The 25,719-nt window shown below is 70.1% G+C and carries 22 protein-coding genes and 1 pseudogene; 10 read left to right on the forward strand and 13 right to left on the reverse strand.

Annotated elements, in window-relative coordinates:
• Positions 1–266 precede the first annotated feature (266 nt).
• A complete protein-coding gene (locus ACZ64A_RS33695; RefSeq protein ID WP_469815738.1) occupies positions 267–902 on the reverse strand; it encodes a TetR/AcrR family transcriptional regulator in 636 nt (211 codons plus the stop codon).
• Positions 903–1,035: 133 nt separating this feature from the next.
• On the opposite strand from ACZ64A_RS33695, the gene ACZ64A_RS33700 reads away from it, so the two are divergent.
• Genes ACZ64A_RS33700 through ACZ64A_RS33720 form a run of 5 tightly spaced genes read left to right on the forward strand, consistent with a single transcriptional unit; the run spans position 1,036 to position 6,948 of the window.
• Positions 1,036–2,181: a VOC family protein gene (locus ACZ64A_RS33700; RefSeq protein WP_469815739.1), complete on the forward strand. Its 1,146-nt coding sequence runs from the start codon at positions 1,036–1,038 to the stop codon at positions 2,179–2,181.
• Between the two features lie 29 nt (positions 2,182–2,210).
• On the forward strand, positions 2,211–3,200 hold the full coding sequence (locus ACZ64A_RS33705; RefSeq protein ID WP_469815740.1) for a fumarylacetoacetate hydrolase family protein: 990 nt from the start codon (positions 2,211–2,213) through the stop codon (positions 3,198–3,200).
• Positions 3,197–4,795 carry a bifunctional 3-(3-hydroxy-phenyl)propionate/3-hydroxycinnamic acid hydroxylase MhpA gene (gene mhpA / locus ACZ64A_RS33710; RefSeq protein ID WP_469815741.1) on the forward strand — a complete coding sequence of 533 codons (1,599 nt, stop codon included), beginning with the start codon at positions 3,197–3,199 and terminating at the stop codon, positions 4,793–4,795. The genes ACZ64A_RS33705 and mhpA overlap by 4 nt, the downstream gene beginning before the upstream one ends.
• The gene (locus ACZ64A_RS33715; protein ID WP_469815742.1) at positions 4,792–6,765 is read left to right on the forward strand and encodes an acetoacetate--CoA ligase; all 1,974 of its coding nucleotides are present in this window, start codon (positions 4,792–4,794) and stop codon (positions 6,763–6,765) included. The genes mhpA and ACZ64A_RS33715 overlap by 4 nt, the downstream gene beginning before the upstream one ends.
• 57 nt (positions 6,766–6,822) lie before the next feature.
• Positions 6,823–6,948 (forward strand): hypothetical protein, encoded by a 126-nt coding sequence (locus ACZ64A_RS33720; RefSeq protein WP_469815743.1) that lies wholly within the window; start codon positions 6,823–6,825, stop codon positions 6,946–6,948.
• A gap of 106 nt (positions 6,949–7,054) precedes the next feature.
• Here the strand turns inward: ACZ64A_RS33720 and ACZ64A_RS33725 are convergent, their stop codons facing one another.
• Positions 7,055–7,636: a hypothetical protein gene (locus tag ACZ64A_RS33725; protein WP_469815744.1), complete on the reverse strand. Its 582-nt coding sequence runs from the start codon at positions 7,634–7,636 to the stop codon at positions 7,055–7,057.
• Between the two features lie 27 nt (positions 7,637–7,663).
• Between ACZ64A_RS33725 and ACZ64A_RS33730 the strand changes: the two genes are divergently transcribed.
• Positions 7,664–8,920, forward strand: a complete 1,257-nt coding sequence (locus ACZ64A_RS33730) for a sensor histidine kinase (RefSeq protein ID WP_469815745.1) — start codon at positions 7,664–7,666, stop codon at positions 8,918–8,920.
• A complete protein-coding gene (locus ACZ64A_RS33735) occupies positions 8,908–9,552 on the forward strand; it encodes a response regulator (RefSeq protein WP_469815746.1) in 645 nt (214 codons plus the stop codon). The genes ACZ64A_RS33730 and ACZ64A_RS33735 overlap by 13 nt, the downstream gene beginning before the upstream one ends.
• A 366-nt stretch (positions 9,553–9,918) precedes the next feature.
• On the opposite strand, the gene ACZ64A_RS33740 is transcribed toward ACZ64A_RS33735, so the two are convergent.
• The 3 genes and pseudogenes from ACZ64A_RS33740 to ACZ64A_RS33750 form a co-directional block, all read right to left on the reverse strand.
• A complete protein-coding gene (locus tag ACZ64A_RS33740; RefSeq protein ID WP_469815747.1) occupies positions 9,919–10,161 on the reverse strand; it encodes a hypothetical protein in 243 nt (80 codons plus the stop codon).
• A 306-nt stretch (positions 10,162–10,467) separates the two neighbouring features.
• Positions 10,468–10,656, reverse strand: a pseudogene (locus tag ACZ64A_RS33745) (hypothetical protein); the annotation flags it as partial.
• On the reverse strand, positions 10,646–11,650 hold the full coding sequence (locus tag ACZ64A_RS33750; RefSeq protein WP_469815748.1) for an NAD(P)H-dependent flavin oxidoreductase: 1,005 nt from the start codon (positions 11,648–11,650) through the stop codon (positions 10,646–10,648). The gene ACZ64A_RS33750 and the pseudogene ACZ64A_RS33745, both read right to left, overlap by 11 nt.
• 170 nt (positions 11,651–11,820) lie before the next feature.
• On the opposite strand from ACZ64A_RS33750, the gene ACZ64A_RS33755 reads away from it, so the two are divergent.
• Positions 11,821–12,462, forward strand: a complete 642-nt coding sequence (locus ACZ64A_RS33755; RefSeq protein WP_469815749.1) for a nucleotide disphospho-sugar-binding domain-containing protein — start codon at positions 11,821–11,823, stop codon at positions 12,460–12,462.
• Here ACZ64A_RS33755 and ACZ64A_RS33760 read toward each other — a convergent pair.
• Positions 12,415–13,257 carry an RNA polymerase sigma factor SigF gene (locus ACZ64A_RS33760; protein WP_469815779.1) on the reverse strand — a complete coding sequence of 281 codons (843 nt, stop codon included), beginning with the start codon at positions 13,255–13,257 and terminating at the stop codon, positions 12,415–12,417. The two genes, ACZ64A_RS33755 and ACZ64A_RS33760, sit on opposite strands and share 48 nt — an antisense overlap.
• A gap of 272 nt (positions 13,258–13,529) precedes the next feature.
• The gene (yczE, locus tag ACZ64A_RS33765) at positions 13,530–14,177 is read right to left on the reverse strand and encodes a membrane protein YczE (RefSeq protein ID WP_469815750.1); all 648 of its coding nucleotides are present in this window, start codon (positions 14,175–14,177) and stop codon (positions 13,530–13,532) included.
• Positions 14,178–14,308: 131 nt separating this feature from the next.
• Here yczE and yczR point away from each other — a divergent pair, with 131 nt between their 5' ends.
• On the forward strand, positions 14,309–15,700 hold the full coding sequence (gene yczR, locus ACZ64A_RS33770) for a MocR-like transcription factor YczR (RefSeq protein ID WP_469815751.1): 1,392 nt from the start codon (positions 14,309–14,311) through the stop codon (positions 15,698–15,700).
• An 18-nt stretch (positions 15,701–15,718) separates the two neighbouring features.
• Here yczR and ACZ64A_RS33775 read toward each other — a convergent pair whose 3' ends face one another.
• The 6 genes from ACZ64A_RS33775 to ACZ64A_RS33800 all read right to left on the reverse strand — a co-directional run bounded on the left by ACZ64A_RS33775 (position 15,719) and on the right by ACZ64A_RS33800 (position 24,734).
• Positions 15,719–16,066: a hypothetical protein gene (locus ACZ64A_RS33775; RefSeq protein ID WP_469815752.1), complete on the reverse strand. Its 348-nt coding sequence runs from the start codon at positions 16,064–16,066 to the stop codon at positions 15,719–15,721.
• An 80-nt stretch (positions 16,067–16,146) separates the two neighbouring features.
• On the reverse strand, positions 16,147–17,067 hold the full coding sequence (locus tag ACZ64A_RS33780) for an NAD-dependent epimerase/dehydratase family protein (RefSeq protein ID WP_469815780.1): 921 nt from the start codon (positions 17,065–17,067) through the stop codon (positions 16,147–16,149).
• A 381-nt stretch (positions 17,068–17,448) separates the two neighbouring features.
• Positions 17,449–19,665 carry a SpoIIE family protein phosphatase gene (locus ACZ64A_RS33785; RefSeq protein ID WP_469815753.1) on the reverse strand — a complete coding sequence of 739 codons (2,217 nt, stop codon included), beginning with the start codon at positions 19,663–19,665 and terminating at the stop codon, positions 17,449–17,451.
• A 164-nt stretch (positions 19,666–19,829) separates the two neighbouring features.
• The gene (locus ACZ64A_RS33790; RefSeq protein WP_469815754.1) at positions 19,830–20,240 is read right to left on the reverse strand and encodes an STAS domain-containing protein; all 411 of its coding nucleotides are present in this window, start codon (positions 20,238–20,240) and stop codon (positions 19,830–19,832) included.
• Between the two features lie 70 nt (positions 20,241–20,310).
• A complete protein-coding gene (locus ACZ64A_RS33795; protein ID WP_469815755.1) occupies positions 20,311–20,610 on the reverse strand; it encodes an STAS domain-containing protein in 300 nt (99 codons plus the stop codon).
• Positions 20,610–24,734, reverse strand: coding sequence for a SpoIIE family protein phosphatase (locus ACZ64A_RS33800; protein ID WP_469815781.1), 4,125 nt, complete (start codon positions 24,732–24,734; stop codon positions 20,610–20,612). Before ACZ64A_RS33800 ends, ACZ64A_RS33795 begins: the two co-directional genes overlap by 1 nt.
• 350 nt (positions 24,735–25,084) lie before the next feature.
• Here ACZ64A_RS33800 and ACZ64A_RS33805 point away from each other — a divergent pair, with 350 nt between their 5' ends.
• Entirely contained in the window at positions 25,085–25,525 is a 441-nt protein-coding gene (locus ACZ64A_RS33805) for an STAS domain-containing protein (protein ID WP_469815756.1), read from the forward strand.
• Positions 25,526–25,719 lie beyond the last annotated feature (194 nt).

A 25,719-nucleotide genomic window follows, 5' to 3' on the forward strand; every position in this document is an offset into this window, starting at 1 on the left:
GCCGGGGACCTGACCGTGAGCGCGGCCGTCTCTGCGGCCAGGGGCAACAGCATCGCCTTCTCGGACATCCGCGTCACGCAAGGCGACCTGATCCCTCCGGCCAAGGCGCCGCTCGACAGGGCCCTGTCGAAGCCCATTGCCGCTCCAGAACGTCCCCGAGGGCCTGCACCTGCGTTCGGTGACTCCCACGGAGAGCGGGATCGATGCCCGCTTCACCGGCAAGTCCGTTACGTTGCGCCCGAGTTCGTCGTCGGTCGCGTGAAGTGTCAGCCGAGGTCGGGGAGGGGCCGCCGGGCGACCTCGTGCGCGTCGTCCGCCGGGAGACCCAGCATGCGCAGGACCATCTCGGCAAGGTTCACCGCGGCCTCGTCGCCGTCCAGGTCGGGGCGGGCGAACCTCAGCTCCACCAGGGACAGCAGCGTTCCGCCCAGTGCCGACAGGGCGACGGTCGGGTCGACGGCGGTGAAGCGGCCGGCCGCCATGCCGACCTGGAGGTCACGCAGCGCCCGGGACGACAGTCCGTTCTCCGAGTGGACGTGACCGAGGCCGCGGCGGCGCAGGATCTGCATCAGCTCCGGGTGGGACTCGGCCATCCGCGCACTGAGCCGGAAGCCCGCCGCCAGCAGTTCGGCCGGATCGTCGATCCCCGCCAAGCGCTCGTCGAAGTTCTGGCCGAACTCCTCCAGGGCGTCCGTCACGGCCGCCTCGAACAGTTCCGTCTTCGACTCGAAGTGGTTGTAGAAGGAGCCGAAGCCGACGTCGGCGCGCTCGGCGATCGCCTGGATGCTGGCGCTGGTGTCCCCGGTCTCGGCGAGGATCTGCCGGGCCGCGCGAACGAGCGCCCGACGGGTCTCGGCGCGGCGCCGCTCGAACCGGTTGCTGGGCGGGGCTGACGTAGGCATGCGCCGAGTCTAACGGCAGGGCGATCACGATCGCAGTCCTGATGAATTCATCATTTCCTGTCGCGGACTCTTGACGATGAAACTGTCACAGTTGATGATTTCATCATTACGGCAATGTTGCTCGGAGGGCACCATGTCTGAAACCCGCGTCAAGGCGGCCGACGTCAAGACCGCCCACCAGGACCTCCACAGCGCTGAGGGGGCCCTGCGCGGCGAGCATCCGGGCAGGTCCCGGAATCCGCTGATCAAGGTCGTCGACCTGGCCTGGCTGGAGTTCGAGAAGCCCGACCTCGACCGGGCCGAGGTCTTCGCCCGCGACTTCGGCTTCCAGATCGCCGCACGCACCGGGCGGGAGCTGTGGCTCCGGGGCACCTTCGCGGGCTCGCCCTGCATGGTGATCCGCCGCGGCCGTACGTCCCGTTTCATCGGCCCGGCGTTCCGCGCCTCCGAGCGGGCCGACCTCGACCGGCTGGCCCGCGCCACCGGCACGTCCGTGCGGGACGCCGACGTGCCCGGCAGTGGCAAGGCGGTCGACCTGCTCGACCCGTCAGGCTTCCCGGTGCGGGTGGTGCACTGCGGCGAGGAGTTGCCGGCGCTGCCCGAGCAGCGGCCGATGCTGCTCAACTTCGGCACGGATCACCGCCGTACGAACGCCACCCAGCGGCCGCCGCGCGAGCCGTCGCGCATCGAGCGCCTGGGCCACGTCGTCCTGGAGACCCGGGTGTTCGCCCGGGCCCTGGACTGGTACCTGGACACCCTGGGCATGATCGTGTCCGACTTCCTCTTCCTGGACGGCCAGCGCGACCGGGGTCCGACGATGGCGTTCATCCGCTGTGATCTGGGCAGTGTGCCGGCCGACCACCACACCCTCGCCATGCACCTGGGGCCGGGGACGGGTTATGTCCACTCGGCCTACCAGGTGACCGACCTGGACTCGATCGCGGCCGGTGGTGAGTACCTGGGCGAGCGTGGATACAAGCGGAGTTGGGGTATCGGTCGGCACATCCAGGGCAGTCAGCTCTTCGACTACTGGCGCGACCCCGACCACTTCATGCTGGAGCACTTCGCCGACGGCGACCTGTTCTCCTGCGACGTCGAACCCGGCTGGGCGCCGATGTCCACGAGCGGCCTCGCCCAGTGGGGCCCACCGGCCACCCGCGACTTCCTCGGCGCGAGCCCCTCCCCGCAGCGGATCCGCGACGTGATCGAGGCCCTGCGCGGCGACAACGAGATGGACCGCGCACGCCTGTTCGGCCTGCTCAAGGCCGCGAATTCCTGAAACCCCCGACCTCTCACAAGGGCACTGACATGAGCACCAACGTCCTGCGCACCGTCGACGGCTGGTGGGCCGTCCGCGGCCACCGCGCCGTACCCGTCGACACCAAAGCCGCGACCACCGCGGAACTGATCGCCGACCGAGCAGCCGTAAGCGAGGCGGCTCTCTCCGACGACGCGGGCACGCCCGTCGCCGACCTGGCCGCCCTCTCGCCGGTCACCACCCCCTGCCGGGTGGTCGCCCAGATGGTCAACTACCGCAGTCACGCCCGCGACTCGGGCTTCACCGGTGACATCCCGCCCGCCTTCTTCCGCAAGGCGTCCGGCTCGGTCAGCGGACCCCAGGAGAGCATCGTCCGGCCGCCGCATGTGAAGTTCCTCGACTACGAGGTCGAGCTCGGCCTGGTCATGGGGGCACCGCTGCCCGTCGGTACCGTGGTCGAGGAGCGGGACCTGCCGTCGTACGTCGCCGGGCTCGTGATCACCAACGACGTCAGCGCCCGTGACGTACAGCTCACCAAGACACAGTTCTACGAGAGCAAGTCCTACCCGACCTTCACCCCGACCGGCCCGTACCTGACCCTGCTGGAGCCGGAGGAGTTCGCCCATCTCCTCGACCTGCGGCTGACCTTGTCGGTCAACGGCGAGCTGCGCCAGGACCGCACCCTCGCCGACATGATCGTCCGCCCGGCGCAGGCCCTGACCCTGCTGGCCCGCTTCCAGACCCTGGACCCCGGCGACCTGCTGCTCACCGGAACCCCCGGCGGCACGGCCCTCAAGGCTCCGCCCAAGGCGGTGGAGAAGATCGGTTCCCTGCTGCCGCCCGCCGCGAAATGGAAGGCGTTCTTCAAGAGCCAGGCCCGCAACCCGCACTACCTGCACACGGGTGACGTGATCACGGCGACGATCTCGACCCCGGACGGCCGCATCGACCTCGGCGAGCAGCGCACGCCCGTCACGGACGCTGGAGGTGCCCCCTGCTCGACGAGCTTGGGGCAAGGACCCGAGGTGAGCCGCACATGACCGCCGACCAGCCCCCACCCCCGCACTCCGCACAGCACACACCCGTCGTGATCATCGGCGCGGGGCCGGTGGGCGTGACCGCCGCCCTCCTCCTCGCCCGGCGGGGAGTCCGCAGCGTCGTCCTGGAACGCCACCGGGACATCTACCCGCTGCCACGCGCCGTCGCCACCGACGACGAGGTGTGCAGAATCCTCCAGGCCGCCGGCGTGGAAAAGGAGTTCGCCGCCCTCTCCCGTCCCGCCAAGGGCCTGCGGCTGCTGGACGGCCGGCACCGGGTGATGGCCGAGTTCCAGCGCTCACGACACGGCCGTCACGGCTACCCACAGACCAGCATGTTCGACCAGCCCGAGCTGGAGCGCCTGCTGCGCGACACCCTGGCCCGGCGCCCCGAGTGCGAACTGCGGGGCGGCGCGGAGGTCACCGCCGTCGGCCCCGACACCGGGGGTCCCGTGCGCGTGACCTACCGCGACGACGACGGCGAGCATCACCTGTGGGCGCAGGCGGTCCTCGGCTGCGACGGCGCCAACAGCATCACCCGCGACGCCATCGGTGCCGTCTGGGAGGACCTCCGCTTCGAGGAACACTGGACGGTCATCGACGTCCGGACGAACGCCGACGTCCGCTGCTGGGAGGGGGTCGACCAGGTCTGCGACCCGGAGCGGCCGGCTACCTTCATGCGCGTCGGCGAGGACCGCTACCGCTGGGAGTTCCGCCTGCGGGACGGGGACGAGCCGGTCCGCGAGCTGGTCGCCCCCTGGGTGCCGCCGTCGTACGACGGGGACTTCGAGGTCGTCCGCAAGACGCAGTACACCTTCCGGGCACGCGTCGCCGACCGGTGGCACAAGGGACGCGTCTTCCTCCTCGGGGACGCCGCCCACCTCACCCCGCCGTTCATCGGGCAGGGGCTGTGCTCGGGCCTGCGGGACGCCTACAACCTCACGTGGAAGCTCGCCCGTGTCCTGCGACAGGGGGCGGACGAAAGGCTGCTGGACACGTACGAGAGCGAGCGCAAGCCGCACGCACGGCATGTGATCCGGCTCGCGGTCGCCATGGGCTGGGCCATGACCGGCGGCCAGGACGGCGCCGCCGCACTGCGTCGCAACCTCCTGGCTGCCGCCTGCCGCATCCCCGGCCTGGCCGAACTGGCCGGCCGCGACCTCAGCCCGCCCCTGACGGCAGGACCTCTGGTGCGGTGTCGTGCCCGCCGGGGTCTTGCGGGCACCCACTGCCCGCAGCCCTGGGTGAACGCCGACGGTCGGCGCGCCCGTCTCGACGAGGTGCTCGGTGACTCCTTCACCGTCCTGACCGCCCCCGACCCGTGGCCCTCGCTGACCGCGCTCGCCCACGGGCTCGGCGTGAGAGCGATTCCCGTCGCCGACTTGCGCGACGACGGCACGCTCGCCGCCTGGCTGCACGCCGGCCGGGCGGACGCCGTACTGCTGCGCCCCGACCGCGTCGTCATGGACGTCGTCCCGGCCGGCGCCCACGACTTCACGGACGCCGCCGCCTGGGCGTCCCTGCTGCACACCACACGCAGCCCCCACTCTTCCCCATGGACCGCCCAGAAGAGCCCGTTGAGGAGCACGACGCGATGAGCACGCCGTACCCGGAACCGTTCTTCACCCCCGACCCGAAGGACGCGGCCGCCAGCCGGATCGCGGACTTCGCCCGGCACGCCGGGGTCGGCGGCTTCGACTACGCCGCCCTGCACCGCTGGTCGGTCACCGACCTGGAGGGCTTCTGGGGTGCGGTGTGGGAGTACTTCGACATCGACGCGGACACGCCGTACGAGCGGATCCTGGCCGAGGAGACCATGCCGGGCGCCCGATGGTTCCCCGGCGCCACCCTCAACTACGCCCACCACGCCCTGCGCCATGTGCCGGACGACGGCGTGGCGATTCTGGCCCTGGACGAGACCGGCGCCGCGTACGAGGTCACCGGACAGCGGCTGCGCACCCAGGTCGCCTCGGTGGCCGCGACCCTGCGCGATCTCGGGGTGGGACCGGGCGACCGGGTGGTGGGCTACCTGCCCAACACCCCGCACGCGATCGTCGCGTTCCTGGGCGCAGCGAGTCTCGGCGCGGTGTGGTCGGTGTGCGGGCAGGACTACGCGCCCAAGGCCGCGGCCGACCGGTTCGCCCAGCTCGAACCCACCGTGCTGATCGCCGCCGACGGCTACCTCTTCAACGGGACCACGCATGACCGCCGCGACGCCGCCCTCGAACTGGCCGGCTCACTGCCGACGTTGAAGGCGACGCTGCTGGTGGACCATGTGGGCCTGCCGTGGCCGTCGCGGAACCACCCTTCGCTCGTGATCCCCTGGGAGGACGCCTCCTCCCGGACCGAGGAACTCACCTTCGCGCCGGTACCGTTCGACCACCCGCTGTGGGTCGTGTTCTCCTCCGGCACCACCGGCCTGCCCAAGGGCATCGTCCACGGCCACGGCGGCGTCCTGCTGGAGCACCTGAAGACCCTCGCCCTGCACTCCGACCTCGGCCCCGGCGACCGTCTCCTGTGGTACACCACCACCCACTGGATGATGTGGAACCTGGTCGCCTCCACCCTGCTGACCGGTGCCACGACCTGTACCTACGACGGCAGCCCGGCGCCCTTCGCCAAGCTCGACGTCCTGTGGGAGCTCGCCGCGCGCCACCGGGTGACCGTCTTCGGCACCAGCCCCCAGTACCTGCTGGGCATGGCCAAGTACGGCATCGACCCGTCCCGGCACGACCTGTCGTCGATCCGCGTGGTCGGCTGCACCGGCTCCGCCCTGCCGGCCTCCGCCTATCCCTGGGTCCGCCACCACGTCGGCGCCCACGCCCTGCTCGCCTCCATCAGCGGCGGCACCGACGTGGTGTCGGGCTTCGCCGGGAGCGCACCCAACACGCCCGTCTGGGCCGGCGAGTTGTCTGCACCCCACCTCGGCGTAGCGCTGGCCGCGTACGACGCCGAGGGTACTGCGGTCACCGACCAGGTCGGCGAGCTGGTGGTCACCCGGCCCATGCCGTCGATGCCGCTGTACTTCTGGAACGACCCCGACGGCACCCGCTACCGCGACGCCTACTTCTGCTCCTACCCCGGCGTCTGGCGGCACGGCGACTGGATCACGGTCACCGGTCACGGCTCGGTGATCGTCCACGGCCGCTCGGACAGCACGCTGAACCGCAACGGCGTACGGCTGGGCAGCGCCGACATCCACGACGTCGTCGAACGCCTCCCGGAGATCACCGAGGCCCTGGTCATCGGCGCGGAAGAACCCGACGGCGGCTACTGGATGCCGCTGTTCGTGGTCCCGGCCCTCGGGACGACTCTGGACGACGCCCTCCGCGAGAAGATCAAGAACGCGATCCGCACCGGGGCCTCCCCCCGGCATGTCCCCGACGATATCCTCGAAGTACCGGGCATCCCGCACACCCGCACGGGCAAGAAACTCGAAGTCCCCGTCAAGCGCCTCCTCCAGGGGGCTCCGCTCGAGCAGGTCGTCAACCCCGCCGCCGTCGACACCCCCGAGCTGATCGACCACTACGCTCGGCTGGGAGCCGAACGCCGGGACCGGTCGGCATGATCACGGCACATCACCCTCGCCGTCGCCCTGGCCCTGATCTTCGTCCCGCTGGGCCTGGTGAAGATCGCTGCGGTGCCGTTCATGCGCCGGGCGGCGGTGCACCTGGGCATGAAGGCCGGGCTCTACCGCATCGGCTCGGATCTGGGCATCGAGCCGAGTGACATCACCTGTATCGGTGCCTGAACCACGCCCCCTCTTGATCGACCTGTTACACGGCGCACCGTCAGAAATGCGCTGTTCATCATTTTTCTCGGTCTTATGGTGTAACGAGGCCTCCGCCCTGCGAAGATCAGACCGTCGGGCGAGCAGCCCCTCGTACCGCCAGCACGACGCAGACCACTGCCAGTGGCAGTTCCGCGCCGAGCGCCATCGCTATCGCCGAGACCTGATCCGCGCCCGGTGCCGCGGTCATCGTGTCGAACCAGGCGTCGATCACCAGCAGCGTCGCGGTGGCGGTGGCCGTCAGGGCGTGCAGCTGGTGGCCGCGTACGGCCAGCAGCCCCGTGGCGATCAGCCCCAGCGCCTCCAAGGCGTCCAGGCCGATCCAGGCGATGCACCAGTTCGAGGCGATGGCGGTCCCCGGCAGACCGTTGGCCAGCACGACCAGCCACGGCAGCAGGGCCAGCCCGCAGCCGACCAGGACGTGTTCCAGGCGGTACCGGCGGCCGATGCGCAGGCCGGTCGAGCGGCGGGCCTCGTCCTGAAGTCGGCACACGCTCAGCGTGCTCATCGGATCGGTCTCCTCGCGTTCCCGGTTCTCCTTCACGGCCTCCAGCCTCGCCCGCCAGGCGCTCACGGTCAGTAACGCGGATGTCCGTTGCGGGGGTGGCACCAGCTCCACCCCGAGGCGGATGCTCTTGCCATGGCCCACCCCCGCCCGGACACCTACCGTTTCCCCATGCACACAACCGCCCGCCTGCGGCGCCTACTTCTGTTCCCGTTCCAGGGAGCCGGACGACCGGTCTCGTTCCTCGTCACGGGCGTCCTCGTCCAGCTCGGCGTTCTCTTCGTCGTGTCCCTGCCGTGGTTGCTCCTCCTCCCGGTCCTCGACCCGGCGGGCCAACTGCTCCTCGCGGTGTTCATCCCGTTCACGGCCATCGTTCTCGCCGGGCCGCTGCTGACCGAGGTGCAGCGCGGCCGCTTCCGCACCCGGCTCGACGTGGCCATCCCCTCGCCCTACCCGGGGCAGCGGCCCCGGCTGCCGAAGTGGCTGCGATCCCGGGCGGGGCACCGGCAGCTCAGGTACCACCTGATGGACGGGCCGCTGCTCGCTCTCGCGGGGACCTTCACCCTTCTGGCATGGGCCGTGGCTGTCACTGCTACCTCGGTCTACCTGTGGATCTGGCTGGTGCCGCCGGACTGGCGCGTCGACCATCCCGGCTACTACACCTGGGCGGCGTACGTCACCGCGGCGGGGCTCGCCCTGCTCCACGTCGCGCGGTTGTCGACCGACGCCCTCTCCCGGCTCGACACCCGCACTGCCACCGTCCTGCTCGGGCCCAGCCGCGAGGAGCAGTTGGCCCGCCGGGTCGAGGACCTGGCCGAGAGCCGGGCCGGCCTGGTCGACGCGGCCGATGCCGAACGGCGGCGGATCGAACGGGACCTGCACGACGGGGCCCAGCAGCGGCTGGTCTCCCTGGCCGTCAACCTCGGCCTGGCCAAGGCCACGCTCGGGGACCTGCCCGAGGACGCCCGCCAGGTGATCGATGAGGCGCACCGGGAGGCGAAGGAGGCGATAGAGGAGCTGAGCGGCCTGGTGCGCGGGCTGCACCCGGCCGTTCTGGAGGACCGCGGCCTGGACGCCGCACTGTCCGGCATCGCCGCCCGCGCGCCCATCCCCGTCCGGGTGAAGGTGGACCTGTCGTCGCGACCGTCGCCCACGATCGAGGCGGTTGCCTACTTCGTCGTCTCCGAAGCACTGACGAACGTGGTGAAACACGCGGAGGCGTCCAGCGCCGAGCTCACCGTGGAGCGCTTCGGGAAGACACTGCTGGTCGTCATCAGCGATGACGGTGTGGGCGGCGCGGAACCCACCGGTGGCAGCGGGCTGGCGGGGCTGGCCAAGCGGGTCGCCTCGGTCGATGGCACGCTGTCGGTCGACAGCCCCGTCGGGGGACCGACCGTCATCACCGTGGAGCTGCCGTGCGTGCCGTGATCGCCGAGGATTCCGTACTGCTCAGGGTCGGGGTGGCCAAGGTCCTGGAGAGCGCCGGGTTCGAGGTGGTCGCCGAAGTCGGCGATGGCGAGGCCCTGTTGGCGGCGGTGGAGGAACACCGTCCGGACATCGCTGTGGTGGACGTCCGCATGCCCCCCGGTTTCACCGACGAGGGAGTGCGCGCCGCGCTGGTCATCAGGCAACAACGGCCTGAGACCGCGGTGTTGCTGCTCTCGCAGTATGTGGAGGAGCGGTACGCGGCCGATCTGCTGTCCGCCAACACCTCCAGCATCGGCTATCTGCTCAAGCAACGCGTCGCGGACGTGGCGGAGTTCGTGGACGCGCTGCTGCGGGTCGCGGCCGGCGGGACGGCGCTGGACCCGCAGGTCGTCTCGCAGCTTCTGGTGCGCCGCCACAGTGGGCCGCTGGACCGGCTCACCCCGCGGGAGCGCGAGGTCCTGGAGCTGATGGCGGGCGGCCGGTCCAACGCCGGGATAGCGGGGCAACTCGTGGTCAGCGAGAGCGCGGTGGCCAAACACATCAACAACATTTTCGCCAAGCTCGACCTGCCGAAGGCGGACGCCGACCACCGCCGGGTGCTCGCCGTACTGAGCTTCCTCGGCGTGGCCTGATCCCGGCCGACCCTGCGGACCGCATCCCCTTCCACTTGGGCCGTTCCGGCCTTTCTCCGGCATGCCATCCGGGCGTCCGAGGTGATGCCGGCGCGTCCCGGGACTCCGTGCCCGAGATCGCCGACTTCCTGTCCTGAGACGATGCAGGACACGGTGTCAATCACTGGCGCTGATACGGACGGGCTCCTGCCGATCTCAGCAGTCAACTCAGCCCAACGAGGGTTCCCGGCAGCCGAAGGCCTCCGGGAACCCTCGTCAGGCAGTCACACAAACGTGGTGTCCGACCCGCTCAGGGGCCCGGCTGAAAAGAACGGGCCCTCGTTGACGAGGACGAGGCGGTTGACCCGGGCGCCAGCGCCGTTCGGCTCACAGAGGCTGCCCCTGGGCCGAGTCGCCCTTCAGGTAGAGCTGGTCACCGGACCACGCGAGGGTCGCCTTGCCGACCACCGGTTCGCTGAGGGTTCCCGACGCCTTCCCTGTGCCGGTGACCGTCAGGTTTGCCCGGGTCATGGATGGGTGCTCGACCGGGGCGTAGACCGTCGACAGGTTCACGGCGGGCAGGGCGCTCAACTCCTGCGCCGCCGACGCGCCCTGCTGGGCCGGCGACACGCGGGAGCCCTTGCCCGCGTGCAGATTGGCCGGGCGGTGACGCCGAGGGCCAAAAGGGACCGGATCGGCGGTATGCCATCGCCGCACCACACAGACGGCAGCGACGACCGCCCGCACGTGCAGGGTGGTGCGCGCGGCACCGTCCCTGCTCCCTCCGGCACGGCCGGCGGGCGGACCGCCCTGGCCGAGCCGGTCGCTGTCCGGCTGCGCTCCTGGTCCTCCGGCTGCCGGGCGCGCTGCCTTCCGGGCTCGCCCGCACCACCCGCCGTGACCCGCCAGGCCATCGGCGGCAAGACCGGGAGCGCCCTACTCCCCAGGCAGAGCCAAGACACCAGGAGCGGCCCGGTGGCTCGGTCCGGCCGCGTATGTCAGAGGAGGAGCGATTGCCTGGGCATCCGCTCCCTCGCCGACCCGCAGAGCGATGAACAGCGCGGCGGTCGCTTCCAGGGGTCCCGCACGTTCGAGACCGCCGCCAGCCACGGGTTCACAGCCGGCCGACGATGCCACGCACTGCTGTCTCCGCCTCGGTGATCAGAGAGCGGACGAGGTCCGCGGCCGGTACGACGTCGTGGATGAGGCCGGCGCTCTGTCCCGTCAGTGGAATCAGTTCGTGGGCCGTGCCCTCGCGCATCGATGTCCTGACCTGGGCGCGCAGCTCCTCGGCCGAGGCCGCGACGCTTTCGTGACGGTCGATCCACTCATCGACGAAGTGGGTACGCAGCGAGCGAGGCACGGTCTCGTAACCACCCTCGGTCGGCCCCGGCAGAATGTGTTCGACGAACTCGACCTTGACGGCGTCCTGACTGGCGGCAGACACGATCCGGGCCTTCCACGCGTCGGGAACCCCGCACTCGGCCGAGGCCAGGAACCGGGTGCCGATGTTCACGCCCTGCGCTCCCAGGGCCAGTGCCGCGGCCAGTCCCCGGCCGTCGGCGATACCGCCGGAGGCGAGCACGGGCAGCGGCCCCACAGCGTCGACGACCTGCGGTACCAGCGCCATCGTGCTGACCCTCCCGCTGAACCCTCCGGACTCGGTCCCTTGTGCACTGATGACGTCAACGCCGGCCTCGGCAGCCCGCCACGCCTGCTCGACCGTCGTAACCTGCTGCAGGAACACTGCCCCGGCGTCATGGACGCGTCCCACCAGATCACCCGGCTCACCGAGCGCGAAGGACACGACCGGCGGGGAAAGAGCGAGCACGGTGTCGAACATCTCCGGGTCGAACGGCCTCCGGGTCAGGTTCACCGCGAACGGTCGACCGGTGAGATCACGCAGCCGCGCGACATCATCACGGACCTGAGCCGGGCTACGCAACGTTGTGGGAACACTGCCCAGGGCCCCGGCGTCGCTCACCGCCGCGACGAGCCGTATGCCCTGCTGCCAGGGCCCGCCGAGCGGCCCCTGCACGACCGGCACCTCGATGCCCAGCACCTCGCACACCGGTGTCCACAGCATCGCTTCTTCTCCCTTCGGACCATCCCGGATCACGAGGGGGACCTTCCGTAAGCAAAAGCCTAGGACGCCTGCCCCGGCCGCGCGCGCTCGAACGCATCCCCCGGCACAGCGTCCCCGCGCAGGCGCGCAACTGACACCGTCTCCCCGACCGAACCGGCACGCCCTCGTGATCGTTCCGTCACGGCTGTTCATGGCTCCGGTCGGTGTACTGGACATCTGCGCTCGAGTCAGGCCATGGGGACCGGCGACCGCCCTCGCCGCCGCGCGCACCGCGTGCCCATGATCGCCCCGCGACTTTCCGCCGCCTCGTTGGAGGCCGCGGCGAGCGAGTTCGGCGGCACCCCCGGCTTGTTCCAGCTCTGCACACCCACCGAGGGCGCCGGCGGAGAGCCTGGTCCACCGCGCCGAGAAGGCGGTCCGGCGACGTAAGACGACTGAGCGAGATCGCCGGGCGCCCCTGCGCCGCGCCGGGCTGCGCGGGATCCTCCGAGCCGACAGCGCGAGGCCCAGCGCCGAGTGGGGACGACGTACTCACTGTCGGGCGCGTTCCCCGAGCCTTGCCGTTTCCACGGCTGGCTGCGGTCGTCCACGATGGCGGGGCCGGAACCTCGGCCGCCGCGTCACGCGCCGCAGTGCCCGCTGTGGTCGTGCCGGTGAGCGCAGACCAGCCGCTCTCTGCACGGCGGCTCGCTGCCTTCGGCGCCGTCACCAATGGCTCACCTCTCGTGGCATTCGGCACCACCGCCGAAGGGCGTGCCGACGAGCTCAACGCTCCGACGGATCACGGCCCCGGGCTGTCAGGTGGTGCTGAGCATGCCCTCGCGCAGCCGGGCCAGGAGCCGTGAGATCAGACGGGAGACGTGCATCTGGGATACGCCGAGGTGCTCACCGATCTGGGCCTGGGTGAGTTCCTCGACGAAGCGCCAGTGGATGATCTTGCGGTCGCGTTCGTCGAGTTCGGCAATCATCGGGGCGAGGGCGTGGAAGTCCTCGACCAGCCCGAGCGCCGCGTCCTCGTCGCCGATGAACTCCGCCAGCGCGGCCTCGCCGTCTTGACTGCCGTTGATCGCCGCATCCAGCGAGGCCGAGGTGTAGCCGTTGGAGGCGAGTTGCGCCTCGACGACCTCGTTTTCCGGGAGGCTCATCAGCTCGGAGAGCTCCTTGGTCGTCGGTGTCCGACCCAGTCGGCTGCGCAGTTCCTCGTTGGCACGGGCGAGTTGGACGCGAGCCTCCTGGAGCCGGCGCGGGACGTGCACGGCCCAGGACGTATCACGGAAGAACCGCTTGATCTCACCGACGATGTAGGGCACGGCGAAGGAGGCGAACTCCACCTCCCGCGACAGCTCGAACCGGTCGATGGCCTTGATCAGGCCGATCATGCCGACCTGGACGATGTCCTCCATCTCCTCCGGCCCCCGGCTGCGGAACCGGCCGGCCGCGTAGCGGACCAGGGACATGTTCATTTCGATCAGCGTGTTGCGCGCGTACTGGTACTCCGGCGTGCCCTCTTCCAGCACGGTCAACTGGTCGAAGAAGAGCTTCGACAGCTCCCGGGCGTCCCTCGGCGCAACCTTGGAAGGGTCCGCGATCTCCGGTACGTCCACCGCCTGCACGGCAGCCTGCGCGGTCGTCGTCGGCATCATGCGCCCCTCCCGGTCCAACGGTCTTGTCCTCGCCGGTCAATGCTCCGGCACGCACGCGGATACCCCGATCCTCCGCCGGCATGCCTCTACCTTTTCGAGACCGACGTCACTCCCCGCCCGCTCCTGCCGTGCGAGCAGCATGCACGTGCTCTCCCCAGCCGCTGAGGCCGTGACCGGCTGCCCGGCACGGAGCGGTCAGCCTTCGCCGGCAGCCTTTGCCTGGCTCCACAGGCACCGCCCGGCGAGGGAAGTGCGAGGTCCGAGAAATGTCACGCTGCTGCCGGCGGTCGTCTGTCGGTCTCGGAGGCGGAAATGCGTACGGCCAGGAGCGGCAGGAAGTAGCCGACGAGAGGCCCCATGCACAGGGCGATCAGCACAGTCCCCGCCCCGATGGTGCCGCCAAGAAGCCATCCCGCGCCGGCGACGGCGACTTCGACGCCGGTGCGCACAACGGCGACAGGGCGACGAGTAAGTCTGACGAGTCCGGTCATGATGCCGTCCCGCGGGCCCGACCCGAAGAGCGCACCGAGATAGAGCGCGTCGAAGAACGCCAGCGCCACAAGGCCGAGCAGCAGGTAGCCGACCTGGGCCGGCATGCTGTGCGGGTGGGGCAGCACCGTCGCGGTGGCATCTGCGGCGAAGCCGACGATGGCGATGTTGAGGAGCGTGCCGAGGCCGGGCAGCTCCCGCAGGGGGATCCACGCCAGGAGCACCAGGAGTGAGATCAGATTCGTCGCCCAGCCGAAGGAGATGCCCAGGGATCGTGCGGTGCCCTCCGTGAGCACGTTCCAGCTGGCTGCGCCCAGCCCGGATTGGACAAGCATCATCACGGAGGCGCCGTATCCGGCCAGCCCGACGAGCAGTTGGGGAACACGACGCGCCTTGCGGCCTGCCCGGACCTGGGCGAGGGCGTTCATGCGTGGGATCACCGGGACATCACGCGGAGTCGCGGTGCCCCGGCGCGTGGTGGAAGCGGAAGGTGTCATGGGATTGCACTCTCACGTCATCTGGTCCCGGATTCCATAGCCAGATTGCATATGCTGGTCCGGTGAAACTCGGTTCGTACGCGGTCGCACGCATGCTGGGGACCTGGCAGGAAGGGCCCGGGCCGGCGCATCAACGTCTCTCCGACCGGCTTCGCCTGCTGGTGCTGGACGGGCGTCTCACTCTCGGTTCGGTTTTGCCGAGCGAGCGCGATCTGGCCACTGCCCTCGGAACCAGTAGAACCACCATCGGTGCGGCCTACCGCACCCTGGCGGAGCACGGCTACCTCGCCACACGGGACAGAGCCAGGGCGACCGTGCGCCTGCCAGGCGACACACCATCCCGGCCCGCGGCCCGGACGAACACTGCGGCGATCGATCTGTCCTTCGCCGCGCCGCCGGCACCGGCTGAAATCCTGCATGCGGCCTTCGCTGCCGCTCTGCAACAACTACCACGACATTTCGAGCGGCACGGCTACGACCGTCACGGCATCGCGGAACTACGGGAGGCAGTCGCCAACTGGTACGGGCGCCGAGGGCTGCCCACCTCATCAGGCCAGATCATGATCACCAACGGCGCGCAACACGCTCTGTTCCTTCTGGCACGGATACTCGTCTCGCCCCGCGACAGGGTCCTCATCGACCATCCGACCTACCCACACGCCATCAAGACACTTGCCGAAGCGCGCGCCCGGCTGATGCCCGTCGCGGTGACACCCGCGGGCTGGGACGTGGAGCAACTCCATGCAGCAGGAAGTTCTGCGGCAATGGCGTACCTCGTACCCGACTTCCACAATCCGACCGGGCTGTGCATGTCGACCGGCGTGCGCCGCAGCCTCAAGCTCACGTGCCCCACGGTTGTCGACGAAACGATGGCCGATCTGGCGCTGGACGGAGCGAGCCCAGAGCCTTTCGCCCTGCACATGCCTGACGCCGTGAGCATCGGCTCAGTCTCCAAGAGCATCTGGGGCGGCCTGCGTATCGGGTGGATTCGTGCAGCACCCTCTCTCCTGCAACGAGTCGCCCAAGCCCGCCCCTCCATGGACCTCGGCACTCCAGTCGTTGAACAGCTCGCCACAGCTGTCCTCCTCAACGAGCAGCAGACCCGGCGACCAACTGCCCTACAGGAACTGAAGTCCCAGCGGAACGCGCTGCGACAAGCACTCAGCGACCACCTCCCTGACCTGCACGCCCCGCAACCGGCCGGCGGCCTGACGCTCTGGGCCACCTTTCCTGCGCCCATCAGCTCGCGACTGGCGACCATCGCGCCCGACCACGGAGTGATCATCGCTGCCGGACCACGCTTCGGAATCGGAGGCGCCTTCGAACGCAACATTCGGCTCCCCTACACCCTGCCCCCGAGTCAACTGGCCCACGCCATCCGCAGGCTCGCAGCAGCACAACAAGCACTCGCCGAAGGCGTCACAGGAACGCACGGACCCGCGCCCATCGCCTGAGCGTGGACAGCGCCATTCTCAGGGGAACACCTGTCGGGTCAACGAAAGAATCCCGCCCGCAGGGCTGCCGGCGTCGGCAATCTGGACGTGTGCGTGGCCGGTGGTTGGCGGGCCCGGACCGGGGCGTCGGCGAAAAACGCCGCGCCGAACGTGGGTATCGGCGGTGACCCAGCCGTCGGGCTGCGTCGAGCAGACCGGGTTGCCGGTGGTCGTCCTCGACGTCGCGAACGTCTGGTTCCAGGCCGGCTGCGCGGTCCAGCGCGAGGACGTCGACGGCTTGCCGGTGTCCCACACCTCCCACGGATGCGTCGTGCAGTCGGAGTTGTCCGAGTGGACGTTCCGCAGCGACAGCGTCGCGTTCGACACCAGTGCATCAGCGAACGGCGCCGCGTTCCAGGTGACGAAAAATCTGAGCAGGTTCCGAGGCTCTCGCGAGCAGTGGCCGGTCAGGCCAGTTCCTCTCGGAAGCCTTGACGCCATGACGAGTAGCGGGGTTCCCAGCCCAACTCCCGCTTCGCTTTGGCGTTGGAGAAGCCGCGCCCCTCGGTCATCATGCCCACCACCATCTCGCCGGCCAGCAGCCGGGCCAGCCAGGCCGGGAGCCGCCGCGGCGGCTTGGCCTTGGCGCACTTGGCGAGATAGGGAAGCCACTCGCTGACCGGTGCGGGTTCGTCGTCGACGATGTTGAACACGCCCTGCGCTCGCTGCTCCACCGCCAGGACGGTGGCGCTCGCCGCGTCGTCGATATGCACCCAGGAGGTGTAGCCGGTGCCGCCCCCGACGATCGGGAACATCCGCTTGCGCACCATCATGACCTGGTCGTCGTTGGCGCCCGGGCCGTAGAACCCGCCGTAGCGCAGGGCCGCGCCACCGGCCCTGACGACCGCCGCCTCCAGGTGGCTGATCGCCTTCGTCCCCTCCACGACCTGCAGCGGGTCTTCCTCGGTCTTGACCCATCCGCCCTCGCGGATCCCGTTGAAGCTGCCGTGACTCTGCGCCACAACGTGGGCGACTCCTGCCGCTTCGGCTGCGGCCAGCAGATGGTCGGTTCCCTCGGTGCGAAGCCGGTTGGTGAGCGCGAAGAAGCGGTCGGCGTTCTTCATGTTGGGCTTGCCGGCATGGGCCTCGGACAGGCCCGTCATCTGGTTCACGATCGCGTCCGGCCGGGCCGAGGCCACCGCCTCGCCGACCGCCGCCGGGTCCAACCCGTTCATCACGACACCGTCGGCGCCGAGGCCCGTGAGCAGGTCCACCTTGGCCGGACTGGTGGTCGTCGCTGTCACCTGGTGGCCCCGGGCCACCAGCTGCTGCACCAGCCGCCGCCCCAGGACACCACTCCCGCCTGCCACGAACACCCGCATGACCATCACCTTCCCGATCCCGAAGCCTGTCTTCGCAACCAGAGACGAGACAGCCCGGCCGCCTGTGACATCCCGGGGACCGTTCAGGGCGGGCCGTGTGGAGCTGCTGGTACCCCACCGTGGCCCGGCGAACAGCGCTTCCCCGAGACCGGTGCGGCAGGTGCGCGCCGGCGGGGACGGCAGCGGATCGCGTCCAGAGGAGGCAGCGTCTCTCCACCTTGTCCTGCGCTGTTCACGCACAACTCCTGACGACATGCGGTCAAGGTGGTTGGTTCACTCCGGCACCGGGAGTCAGCGGAGAACCACCGATAGGACCCGCGTACCCGCCCCGACCAGAGCCCGCAGCCGGGCACCCGGCTCTGACCGCGCAACATCGGACACCGTCGGTCAGTCCTGGCGGGGCACCGGCTCGGCGGCGGTGATGACCAGCGCAGCCTGGTCGTCCTCCACATCGGCGTCGTGCAGGAAGCCGCGGACGTCCTCGGCCACCGTCCTGACGATGTCCGCAGGAGTCGGCCGGTGCGGGACCGAGGCCAGAGCCTCGGCAAGCCGCGCCTCACCGTACTGCTCGTTCCCGTCGGCCCGGCACTCGGTGAGGCCGTCGGTGTACATCAGCAGGCTCTCACCGGGACGCAGGGTGAACCGGCGGGCGGTGAGCCGGAGTGGGATGCCGATGCCGAGCAGCCCGCCCGACACATCGACTGTGTCGACCACGTGGTCGGCGTCGAGCAGCAGGGGTGGCGTGTGGCCGGCTCTGACCAGGTGAACGGCGAGTCCGTCGGCCGTCGGTGCGAGGTGGCCGTACACGAGGGTCACGAAGCCGTTGTTCTGGTCGGCGTATCGGTCGTTCAGTGCCTTGTCGACGGCCTTGACGACATCTGCCGGGTCGTCGAGGAGCCCGGCGACGGCACGGGCGGTGTGGCGGACCAGGGCTGTGGTGGTGGCCGCCTTGGCGCCGCGTCCGCAGACGTCGCCGAGGATGAAGGCCCAGCTGTTGTCGCGTCGGACGAAGACGTCGTAGAAGTCACCGCCGATCTCCAGTCCCTCACCGGCCGGGTGGTAGAAGGCGGCGAGCTGGGCTCCGGGGATGTCCGGCAGGTCGGGAAGCAGCAGACCGGTCTGCAGGTCGCGGGCGAGGGCCGCTCGCTGCTCGTACTGGCGTGCGCTGCGGGCAGCCGAAGCGGCACGGCGGGCCACTTCCTCCGCCAGGGCGACCCGGTGCCCGTCGAAGGCATGTCCGTCGGCGGACAGCAGGGTGAGCACGCCGAAGGGCCGTCCTCGGTCCAGGAGGGGCACACAGACGTAGCCGGTGACGCCGAGAGCACGCCAGGGGCCAGGACCGGTCGGTGTGCGTCGGGCCACCTCGGTCATGCCGGAAGCCAGAACACGCGCGACGGCGTCGTCCTCGGCGTCGCGGCCCGGGGTGTGGTGGGCGAGCAGGGCGCGGGCCTCCTCGGTCGGAGCGGCGGCCGCCACCCGGTGCAGGCGTCCGCCCTCCATCACGTCCACCGCGGCCAAGGGCGCGAGCGTCGGGCTGGACAGGGCGGCCAGCCGCTGCAGCGTCTGCGTCTCGTCCAATCGCCCGGACAAGGCGGTGCTGGCGGTGAGCAGGAAGGCCATGTCGTCCCGGGCTGCCTTCTCCCGGGCGTGGGCCGCCAACCGTGCCCGTTCGGCATGGTGGCGCTCGATGGCGAGGGCCGCTGTGTCGGCGAAGACGCGGGCCAGCGCCAGGTCGGTGTCCTGGGGAACGCGCGGTACACGGTGGTACATCGCGAAGGTGCCGAGCAGCTGTCCGTCGCGCGCGAGGATCGGTGTCGACCAGCACGCGGCGAGCCCGGCCTCACCCGCGAGGTCCCGGAAGTCGTCCCACAGAGGGTCGGTGGCGATGTCGCTGACGGATACGACGCGGCGGCGGTGCGCCGCTGTACCGCAGGACCCCACGCCTTCGCCGGTGGCAATGCCGTCGATGGCCTTGTTGTAGAAGTCGGGCAGGCTGGGAGCCGCACCGTGGCGCAGATGGCGGCCGTCCTCGTCGGCCAGCAGGACCGAGACGATCACCTCGGGGGACAGTTCCTCTATTGTCCTGCACATGCCGTCCAGCACGTCCGGCAAGGGCGCGTCGCGGGCGATCTGCTCCAGCAGTGCGCGCTGCTCGGCGGCGAGCCGCCGGGCATGCCTGACCTGAGTGGTCTCCACGCCGATCATGCGTACGCCGATGACGTTCCCGCCGGCGTCGCGGCGGGGTTCGTAGGTGAAGTCGAAGTACGCCTCGCGCGCCTCCTTGCCGACCCCGAGCACGGCCTGGGTATTGCGGCCGACGTGCCGGGAGCCTGTCCGGTACACATGATCGAGGAGGCTGATGAATCCCTGGTCTGTCAGCTCGGGCATGAGCTCGGCCAACGGTACGCCGGTACGTTCGCGCCGGCCTCCGCCGATGGCTGCGAAGAAGGCCGGGTTCGCCGCCTCCAGCACGTGTGCGGGCCCTGCCATGGATGCGAACAGCGCGGTGGACGTGCCGAACAGCAGCGACAGGTCCTCGTCCGTGTCGTGCACCGCTCCGGACCGGTTGCCACTCGTCGGTCGCAGCTCATGCTGAGCTGTCATCTCGCCCCCTCACTGAACCCCGTGTGCCGCGTTCGTCCACACGGCTCTGTCGGCCCTGACATGGACCGGTGCCCCGTCCCCGGGCTCTCATGACGGCTCCGTCGGTAACTTCGGCCACTTGTTCACCGCCGGATGCAGACGTACGACGAGACAGGCCGGCGATGTCACGGCTTCCGCCCTGCCGACGTGCCGGTGTCCCTGCCGTGACGGGCCAGAGGAGCTTCCGCGGCGGCCTGGGCGGCCAGGGCGTCGGCGACCGTGGCGTGGACGGCCATCATCTGGGACATGCCAGTCGTGGTGATCATGCGACTGAGGCGCTCCGGGACGTCGGCGAGGCGGAGTGAGCCGCCTGCCTCGTCGGCCGCCTGCAGAAGTCTGATCAGAGCGCTGAGTCCGGTGGAGTCCACGAACCCGACCTGCCCCAGATCCATGACGAGATGCGGGGTTCCCTGCTGTACGACGGCCAGGACTCGGTCATGCAGTAGGGGCGCGGTGTGCAGATCCACGTCTCCGGTGGCGGTGACGACGGCGCTGCGGGCTGTGTATCGAACGGTTACGTCAAGGATGTCGGTCATCTCTCCGGGCCGAGGGTCTCGGTTGCTGCGGTGGCGAGCGGGGCGGACAGAGTCCGCGGGACTGGCGGTGTCACTCTTCACCTCCGAGGCCACGGACGGTGGCCAGGCCGGCGAGGCCCGAGACCTCGAGCACCGGCTCCAGCAGAGGGGTGACGACGAGTTCGAGCCGGTCGGCGTGAGCGAAGAGGACATTCAGCCCTGCGCTGTCGAGGTACTCCACCCCGGTCATGTCCACAACGACAGGTCCGGAGTGGGCGTCGAGTGCCTCGGCCAGTGAGCCGGCGTTGCTCATGTCGATCTCGCCGCGCACCACGAGCCGCGCAGTGCCGTCCGGTCCCCGTTCGGGGAGGAGGGTCAGGGGAGTGGTCATCAGGCGATCCTCATCTGCATGTCGACGGTGGTGCCGGCCGGGCCGGGAGTGATGGTGACCTGCTGCATCATGGCCCGCATGAGGGCCACTCCCCGACCGCGGTGGGTGTTGAGCTCGGGACGGGGGGTCTTCCACCGGCCACTGTCCGCGACTGTCAGACGCAGGTTGTCGACAAAGGCCTCGGCACGCAACTGCACCGCTTCTCCCGGAGTGTGCCGGTGACCGTGCTCGATGGCGTTGGCGCAGGCCTCCCCTGCGGCCACGAGCACGCTCTGGATCGTGCTCGGTGGCAGACCGCACTGGTCGAGCCAGCTGCGCAGGGCCTTGCGTACCGGCGCGAGCTGCGACGATTCCGCGGGGAAGGACACCTCAAGGGGCGCTGGGTGACGGTACAGCAGCAGGGCTACGTCGTCCTCGTAGCCGCCGGCCGGCGCGAGCCGCGCCATCACCTGGCTCGCGAGGTCGTCGATCGGGACGTCGCGGCCCTCCTGCACTGCCTCGCTCGCCTGGTCGATCCCCGCGCTGAGAGGTCGCCGACGGCGTTCCACGAGGCCGTCGGTGTACAGGAGCAGCGTGGCGCGCGCGGGCAGCCTGTACGCGGCTTCGGGGCGCTGCCGACCCGGCCGTACGGCCAGCGGCAACGAGCGGCCTTCCTCCAGCATCCGGGTGGTGCCGTCGGGGTGTGCGACGATGCCGGGCGGATGCCCGGCGCTTGAGTAGGTGAGTTCCCCCGTACCGGAGTCGAGGACGCCGCAGAAGACGGTGGTGCACAAGGCGCCGGGCACGCTCGCGGCAAACTGGTCGAGGGCCATCAGCGTCCGGGACGGGCTGGAGTCCTGGAGCAGCAGTGCGCGGCAGGCGCTGCGCAACTGCCCCATGACGCTGGCCGCCTCCAAGCCGCGTCCGACGCAGTCCCCCACCACGATCCCGATCCGGCCGTCCGGCAGGGCGACGGTGTCGTACCAGTCGCCTCCCACTTCCAGGGGGCGGGTGGCGGGCTCGTAGCGCACCGCGAAGCCGTCCGGTAGCCGTGCGGGGCCGAGGATGGCGCGCTGCAGCGCGATCGCCGTCTCCCGCTGCTGGTCGATCTGGTGCGCCCGGACCAGACCCTGCGCGAGGTGCCCGGCCAGCAACGACAGCAGCAGCTGGTCCTCGGAGGTGAAGGGCCGGTGCTCCCCCAGGTCGACCCACAGGGCCAGCGGGCCCTCCGGATGTTCGAGCAGGACGCCCGCACCCGTGTCCTCGGCCAACGGGGTCAGCGGTGACCGTCGGCGCAGTGCGGTGAGCTTCTCCCGGCGGTCCGCGGGCAGTTCCTCCCAGCGCAGACCGGCTTGGGTGGCGGAGAACTCCGGAACGTCACCGCGTGGGAACACGGCGGCCATCACGCAGCGGGCTCGCCAGAGACCCTTGAGGGCGTGAAGAGCGCCCGTGAGCGCCTCGGTCAGGCTGGCCGCCCGCGACAGCGTCGTACTCAGCCCGGCAAGTGCCGTCTCGCGCTGTACGGCGTAGTGCTCGGCGGTCACATCACGGAACGTGCCGACGATGACACTGCGGCCGGTGTCCGGGTCCTCGGCCTTGTTCCAGGTGGCAGCCACCCACAGGCGGTGTCCGTCCCGGTGGTTGACGGGCACCGTGCGGCTGCCCTGCGCCCGCTCCAGCATCTCGGCGAAGGCCTCGTCGACCTGCCGACGTGCCTCGGGATCCGACCCGGCGTCCGGCCACCACGGATGGACCGGGGCGTAGGGCAAGTCCTCCGGGTCGTAGCCGAGAATGTCGGTGAACGCGGTGTTGATCTCCACCACGGCTCCGGACTCGTCGCAGATGAACAGCGCCTCCTGAAGGGAGTCGATGAGCGCTGTCCGCCACCGCAGGTGATGGCTGCGCAGCCGGGCCAGCTCGATGTTGGCGCGCACCCGGGCCAGGAGCTCGGCGGCGACGAAGGGCTTGACCAGGTAGTCGTCGGCCCCCGCTCGCAGTCCCTCGATCGACTCTTCCTGTCCGGCCCGGGCCGACAGCAACAGCACCGGCACCGACGCCGTCCGTGCGTCGGCGCGCAGTCTCGCCACCAGTCCGAGCCCGTCGAGCCGCGGCATCATCACGTCGCTGACCACGAGATCGGGTGCTACACGACGCACGGCGTGGAGGGCCTCGACACCGTCGGTGACGGCGGTGACCCGGTATCCGGCGGCCGCGAGGATGCGGGTGAGGTACTCGCGCATGTCCGCGTTGTCGTCGGCGACCACGACCCGGGCGCTGGACGTGCGTGCGGGCCCGGGCGCGGTGGCGTCGTCGGCAGGGATCACCTCTCCCCCGACCGCCGCGCCACCGTCCTGGTCCGGTAGCCAGCGCAAAGCCTCCTGGACATAGGGGTCGGCGGTGACGGAGGCCACCGTGCTGCCTGCTGCGTCCACGACGCTGCCGGCGGGCAGATGGGCCGTTCCGAACGGGATGCGCACCGTGAACGTGGTGCCCTCGCCCTCAGTACTGTCGGCTGTGATCTCGCCGCCGTGCAGTTGCACGAGCTCCTGCACGAGGGCCAGGCCGATGCCGCTGCCCTCGTTCGAGCGGGAGCGGGCGTTGTCGATGCGGTGGAAACGTTCGAACAGCCGGGGCATCTCCGGTTGCGGCACGCCCACGCCGCTGTCGGCGACGGTGATTACGGCATGGTTGTCCGCCTCCCGCGCCCTGACCCGGATGGCACCGTCGAAGGTGAACTTCAACGCATTGCTCAGAAGATTGAGGACCACCTTCTCCCACATGCCGCGATCGACGTACACGGGTTCGGCCAGGGTCGGGCAGTCGACGTCGAAGGCAAGCCCGGCCTTCTCGACGGCCGAACGGAAGACACTGGCCAACTCCGCGGTCACCACGGCCAGATCGACGGGCTCGTAACGCGCCTGCATCCGCCCGGCCTCGATGCGGGAGAAGTCCAGCAGCGTGTTGACCAGCTTGCCCAGGCGCAGTGCGTTGCGGCGGATGACGTCGAGCTCCTGCCGCGCCGGCTCGTCCGCGTCGCCGAGCCGGGCGCGCAGTTCCTCGACGGGACCCATGATCAGGCTCAACGGCGTGCGGAACTCATGACTGATATTGGAGAAGAAGGCGGTCTTGGCACGGTCCAGCTCGGCCAGCTCCTCCGCGCGCCGCTGCTGTGCCTCGTAGCTGCGGGCGCTGCCGATGCCCGAGGCGATGTGTCCCGCGGTCAGCTCGACGAAACCCCGGTAGCCGTCGTCCAGGACGCGGTACCGGTTGAGGCCCGTGACGAGAAAGCCGTACGGCGCACTGCCCTGCTGCAGCAAGGGGACCACAAGTGCCTGGTCGGGCGGTTCGGGCCAGCCACCGGCGGGCAGGCCGGCGAAGACGTCGCCGACGAGCGGTACGAGGGCCGACTCACCGCGGGCCAGATCCGCAGTCGGCCAGACACCGTCGCGGGCGTCGGCCGGGATGACGGCCGGTGCAGCCGGATGGCCGGGACGGACACCGGTGGCACCGGCCAGCCGGGCGATGTCGCCGTCGAACAGGTAGGTGAGCGTGAAGGGCAGATCCTGCCGGTTGCGCGCCAGCTGCCGGTCGGCGAAGGCCAGCACCTCCTGCTCGGTCCGGATCACGCTCGGATCGGACCCCAGGTCCCGCAGCGTGGCCATGCGCCGCTCGCCGATCACCCTTTCGGTGTCCTCGCTGACCACGCACAGCATGCCCACCACGTCACCGGCGTCGTCCCGCAGCGGACTGTAGGAGAACGTGTGGTACGTCTCCTCGCTGTAGCCGGAACGCTCCAGGAACAGCAGCAAGCCCTCGTCCCAGGTGGCCGAACCCGTACGCAGCACGGTGTCGATACGCGGGCCGATGTCGTCCCAGATCTCCGCCCACACCTGGCTGGCCGGCCGCCCCAGAGCCCACGGGTACTTGCGACCGAGGGTGTCGCGCCGGTAGGCGGCATTGCAGAAGAAGGTCAGCTGTTCGCCCCAGGCCATCCACATGGGAAACCGCGACGACAGCAGGATGCTGACGGCCGTCTGCAGACTCTGCGGCCATTCCCGCGGCGGACCCAGGGGGGTGTCCGCCCAGTCCACTGCGGCCAGGTCCCTGCCGACCACACGGTCGGCAGAGAACACGTCGTCGGCCATGCTCCGGCGGTCCACCTCGTCGGAAGGCGCCACGCGACCCCCTTCTTCCCTTCGTACCGGCCCTGCCCCTGCGGCCTCTCGCCCGTCTCGGACACGTCCCCGTTCGCCCCGGGGCCATGACTCTGTCTCTCTGCCCCGCTATCGTCGATCGACGCCGCCGCACGCGTCGTCTGCCTCACACGGATGACGGCTGTCTCGCCCGTGGTCGGCATCTCCCGGACCGGGCGCACAGAAGACCCTCACAGCAAGGTCCCGGCTTGCCGGCAGGCAGACGAGGTCACCAGGGATAGTCCGGGCGGGCGGGGAAACATGTGGGGGTAGCGTAAGGCGACCGATGCACAGGGGCGAAGGTGAGTTCCCTGCACGAGCGTCTGCCGAACAGATCCGACCAGCACGGCATGGGCCGTTGCCGCACAGGAGACTTGATGGACCACCCAGAGGGCCCGCTCGCCATCAGCGCCCATGCCTCACCGGCCGGGTTCGTCGTTCTGCGGCTGGCCGGGGAACTCGATCACTACACGGGCCCCTTCTTGCGTCAGGCCGTGAAGGATGTGCTGCGCGACCCCGGCGCGGGTGTCATCGCCGATCTGTCGGCACTGAACTACTGCGACTCGACGGGAATGACCGCCCTCATCACGGCCTACCGTCAGCTCGACACCGCAGGCTCTTCCTTCTCGGTCGCGGCACTCAGCCCCGTCATGCTCGAGCTCTTCCGAGTGGCGGGGCTGGATCAGCTCCTGACGCTGCACCCCAGCGTCGAGGAAGCCATCGACAGGCTGAGCGAGTCGTGAAACCGGTCCCACCCGGCAGCACACCAAGGTAAAGTCCTGGCCCGACGCAATGACCTGTGCCCTGGCCGGGTACTACGGCCGCTGGGTCGCCGACGGGTGGTGGGCGCGCGCTGAAGGCCCGCCTGAAAGGCTGCACTGGCGATCATGCGGACCTTTGTCGTCGTCACGACCATGCCGTCGTCACGACCATGCGC

The organism is Streptomyces sp. NPDC104814, assembly GCF_055583185.1.

Coding starts and splice junctions, on each gene's coding strand:
- ACZ64A_RS33695 (WP_469815738.1), bottom strand. CDS start 902: ATGCCTACGTCAGCCCCGCCCAGCAACCGGTTCGAGCGGCGCCGCGCC.
- ACZ64A_RS33700 (WP_469815739.1), top strand. CDS start 1,036: ATGTCTGAAACCCGCGTCAAGGCGGCCGACGTCAAGACCGCCCACCAG.
- ACZ64A_RS33705 (WP_469815740.1), top strand. CDS start 2,211: ATGAGCACCAACGTCCTGCGCACCGTCGACGGCTGGTGGGCCGTCCGC.
- mhpA (WP_469815741.1), top strand. CDS start 3,197: ATGACCGCCGACCAGCCCCCACCCCCGCACTCCGCACAGCACACACCC.
- ACZ64A_RS33715 (WP_469815742.1), top strand. CDS start 4,792: ATGAGCACGCCGTACCCGGAACCGTTCTTCACCCCCGACCCGAAGGAC.
- ACZ64A_RS33730 (WP_469815745.1), top strand. CDS start 7,664: ATGCACACAACCGCCCGCCTGCGGCGCCTACTTCTGTTCCCGTTCCAG.
- ACZ64A_RS33760 (WP_469815779.1), bottom strand. CDS start 13,257: ATGCCGACGACGACCGCGCAGGCTGCCGTGCAGGCGGTGGACGTACCG.
- yczE (WP_469815750.1), bottom strand. CDS start 14,177: ATGAACGCCCTCGCCCAGGTCCGGGCAGGCCGCAAGGCGCGTCGTGTT.
- ACZ64A_RS33780 (WP_469815780.1), bottom strand. CDS start 17,067: ATGGTCATGCGGGTGTTCGTGGCAGGCGGGAGTGGTGTCCTGGGGCGG.
- ACZ64A_RS33785 (WP_469815753.1), bottom strand. CDS start 19,665: ATGACAGCTCAGCATGAGCTGCGACCGACGAGTGGCAACCGGTCCGGA.
- ACZ64A_RS33790 (WP_469815754.1), bottom strand. CDS start 20,240: ATGACCGACATCCTTGACGTAACCGTTCGATACACAGCCCGCAGCGCC.
- ACZ64A_RS33795 (WP_469815755.1), bottom strand. CDS start 20,610: ATGACCACTCCCCTGACCCTCCTCCCCGAACGGGGACCGGACGGCACT.
- ACZ64A_RS33800 (WP_469815781.1), bottom strand. CDS start 24,734: ATGGCCGACGACGTGTTCTCTGCCGACCGTGTGGTCGGCAGGGACCTG.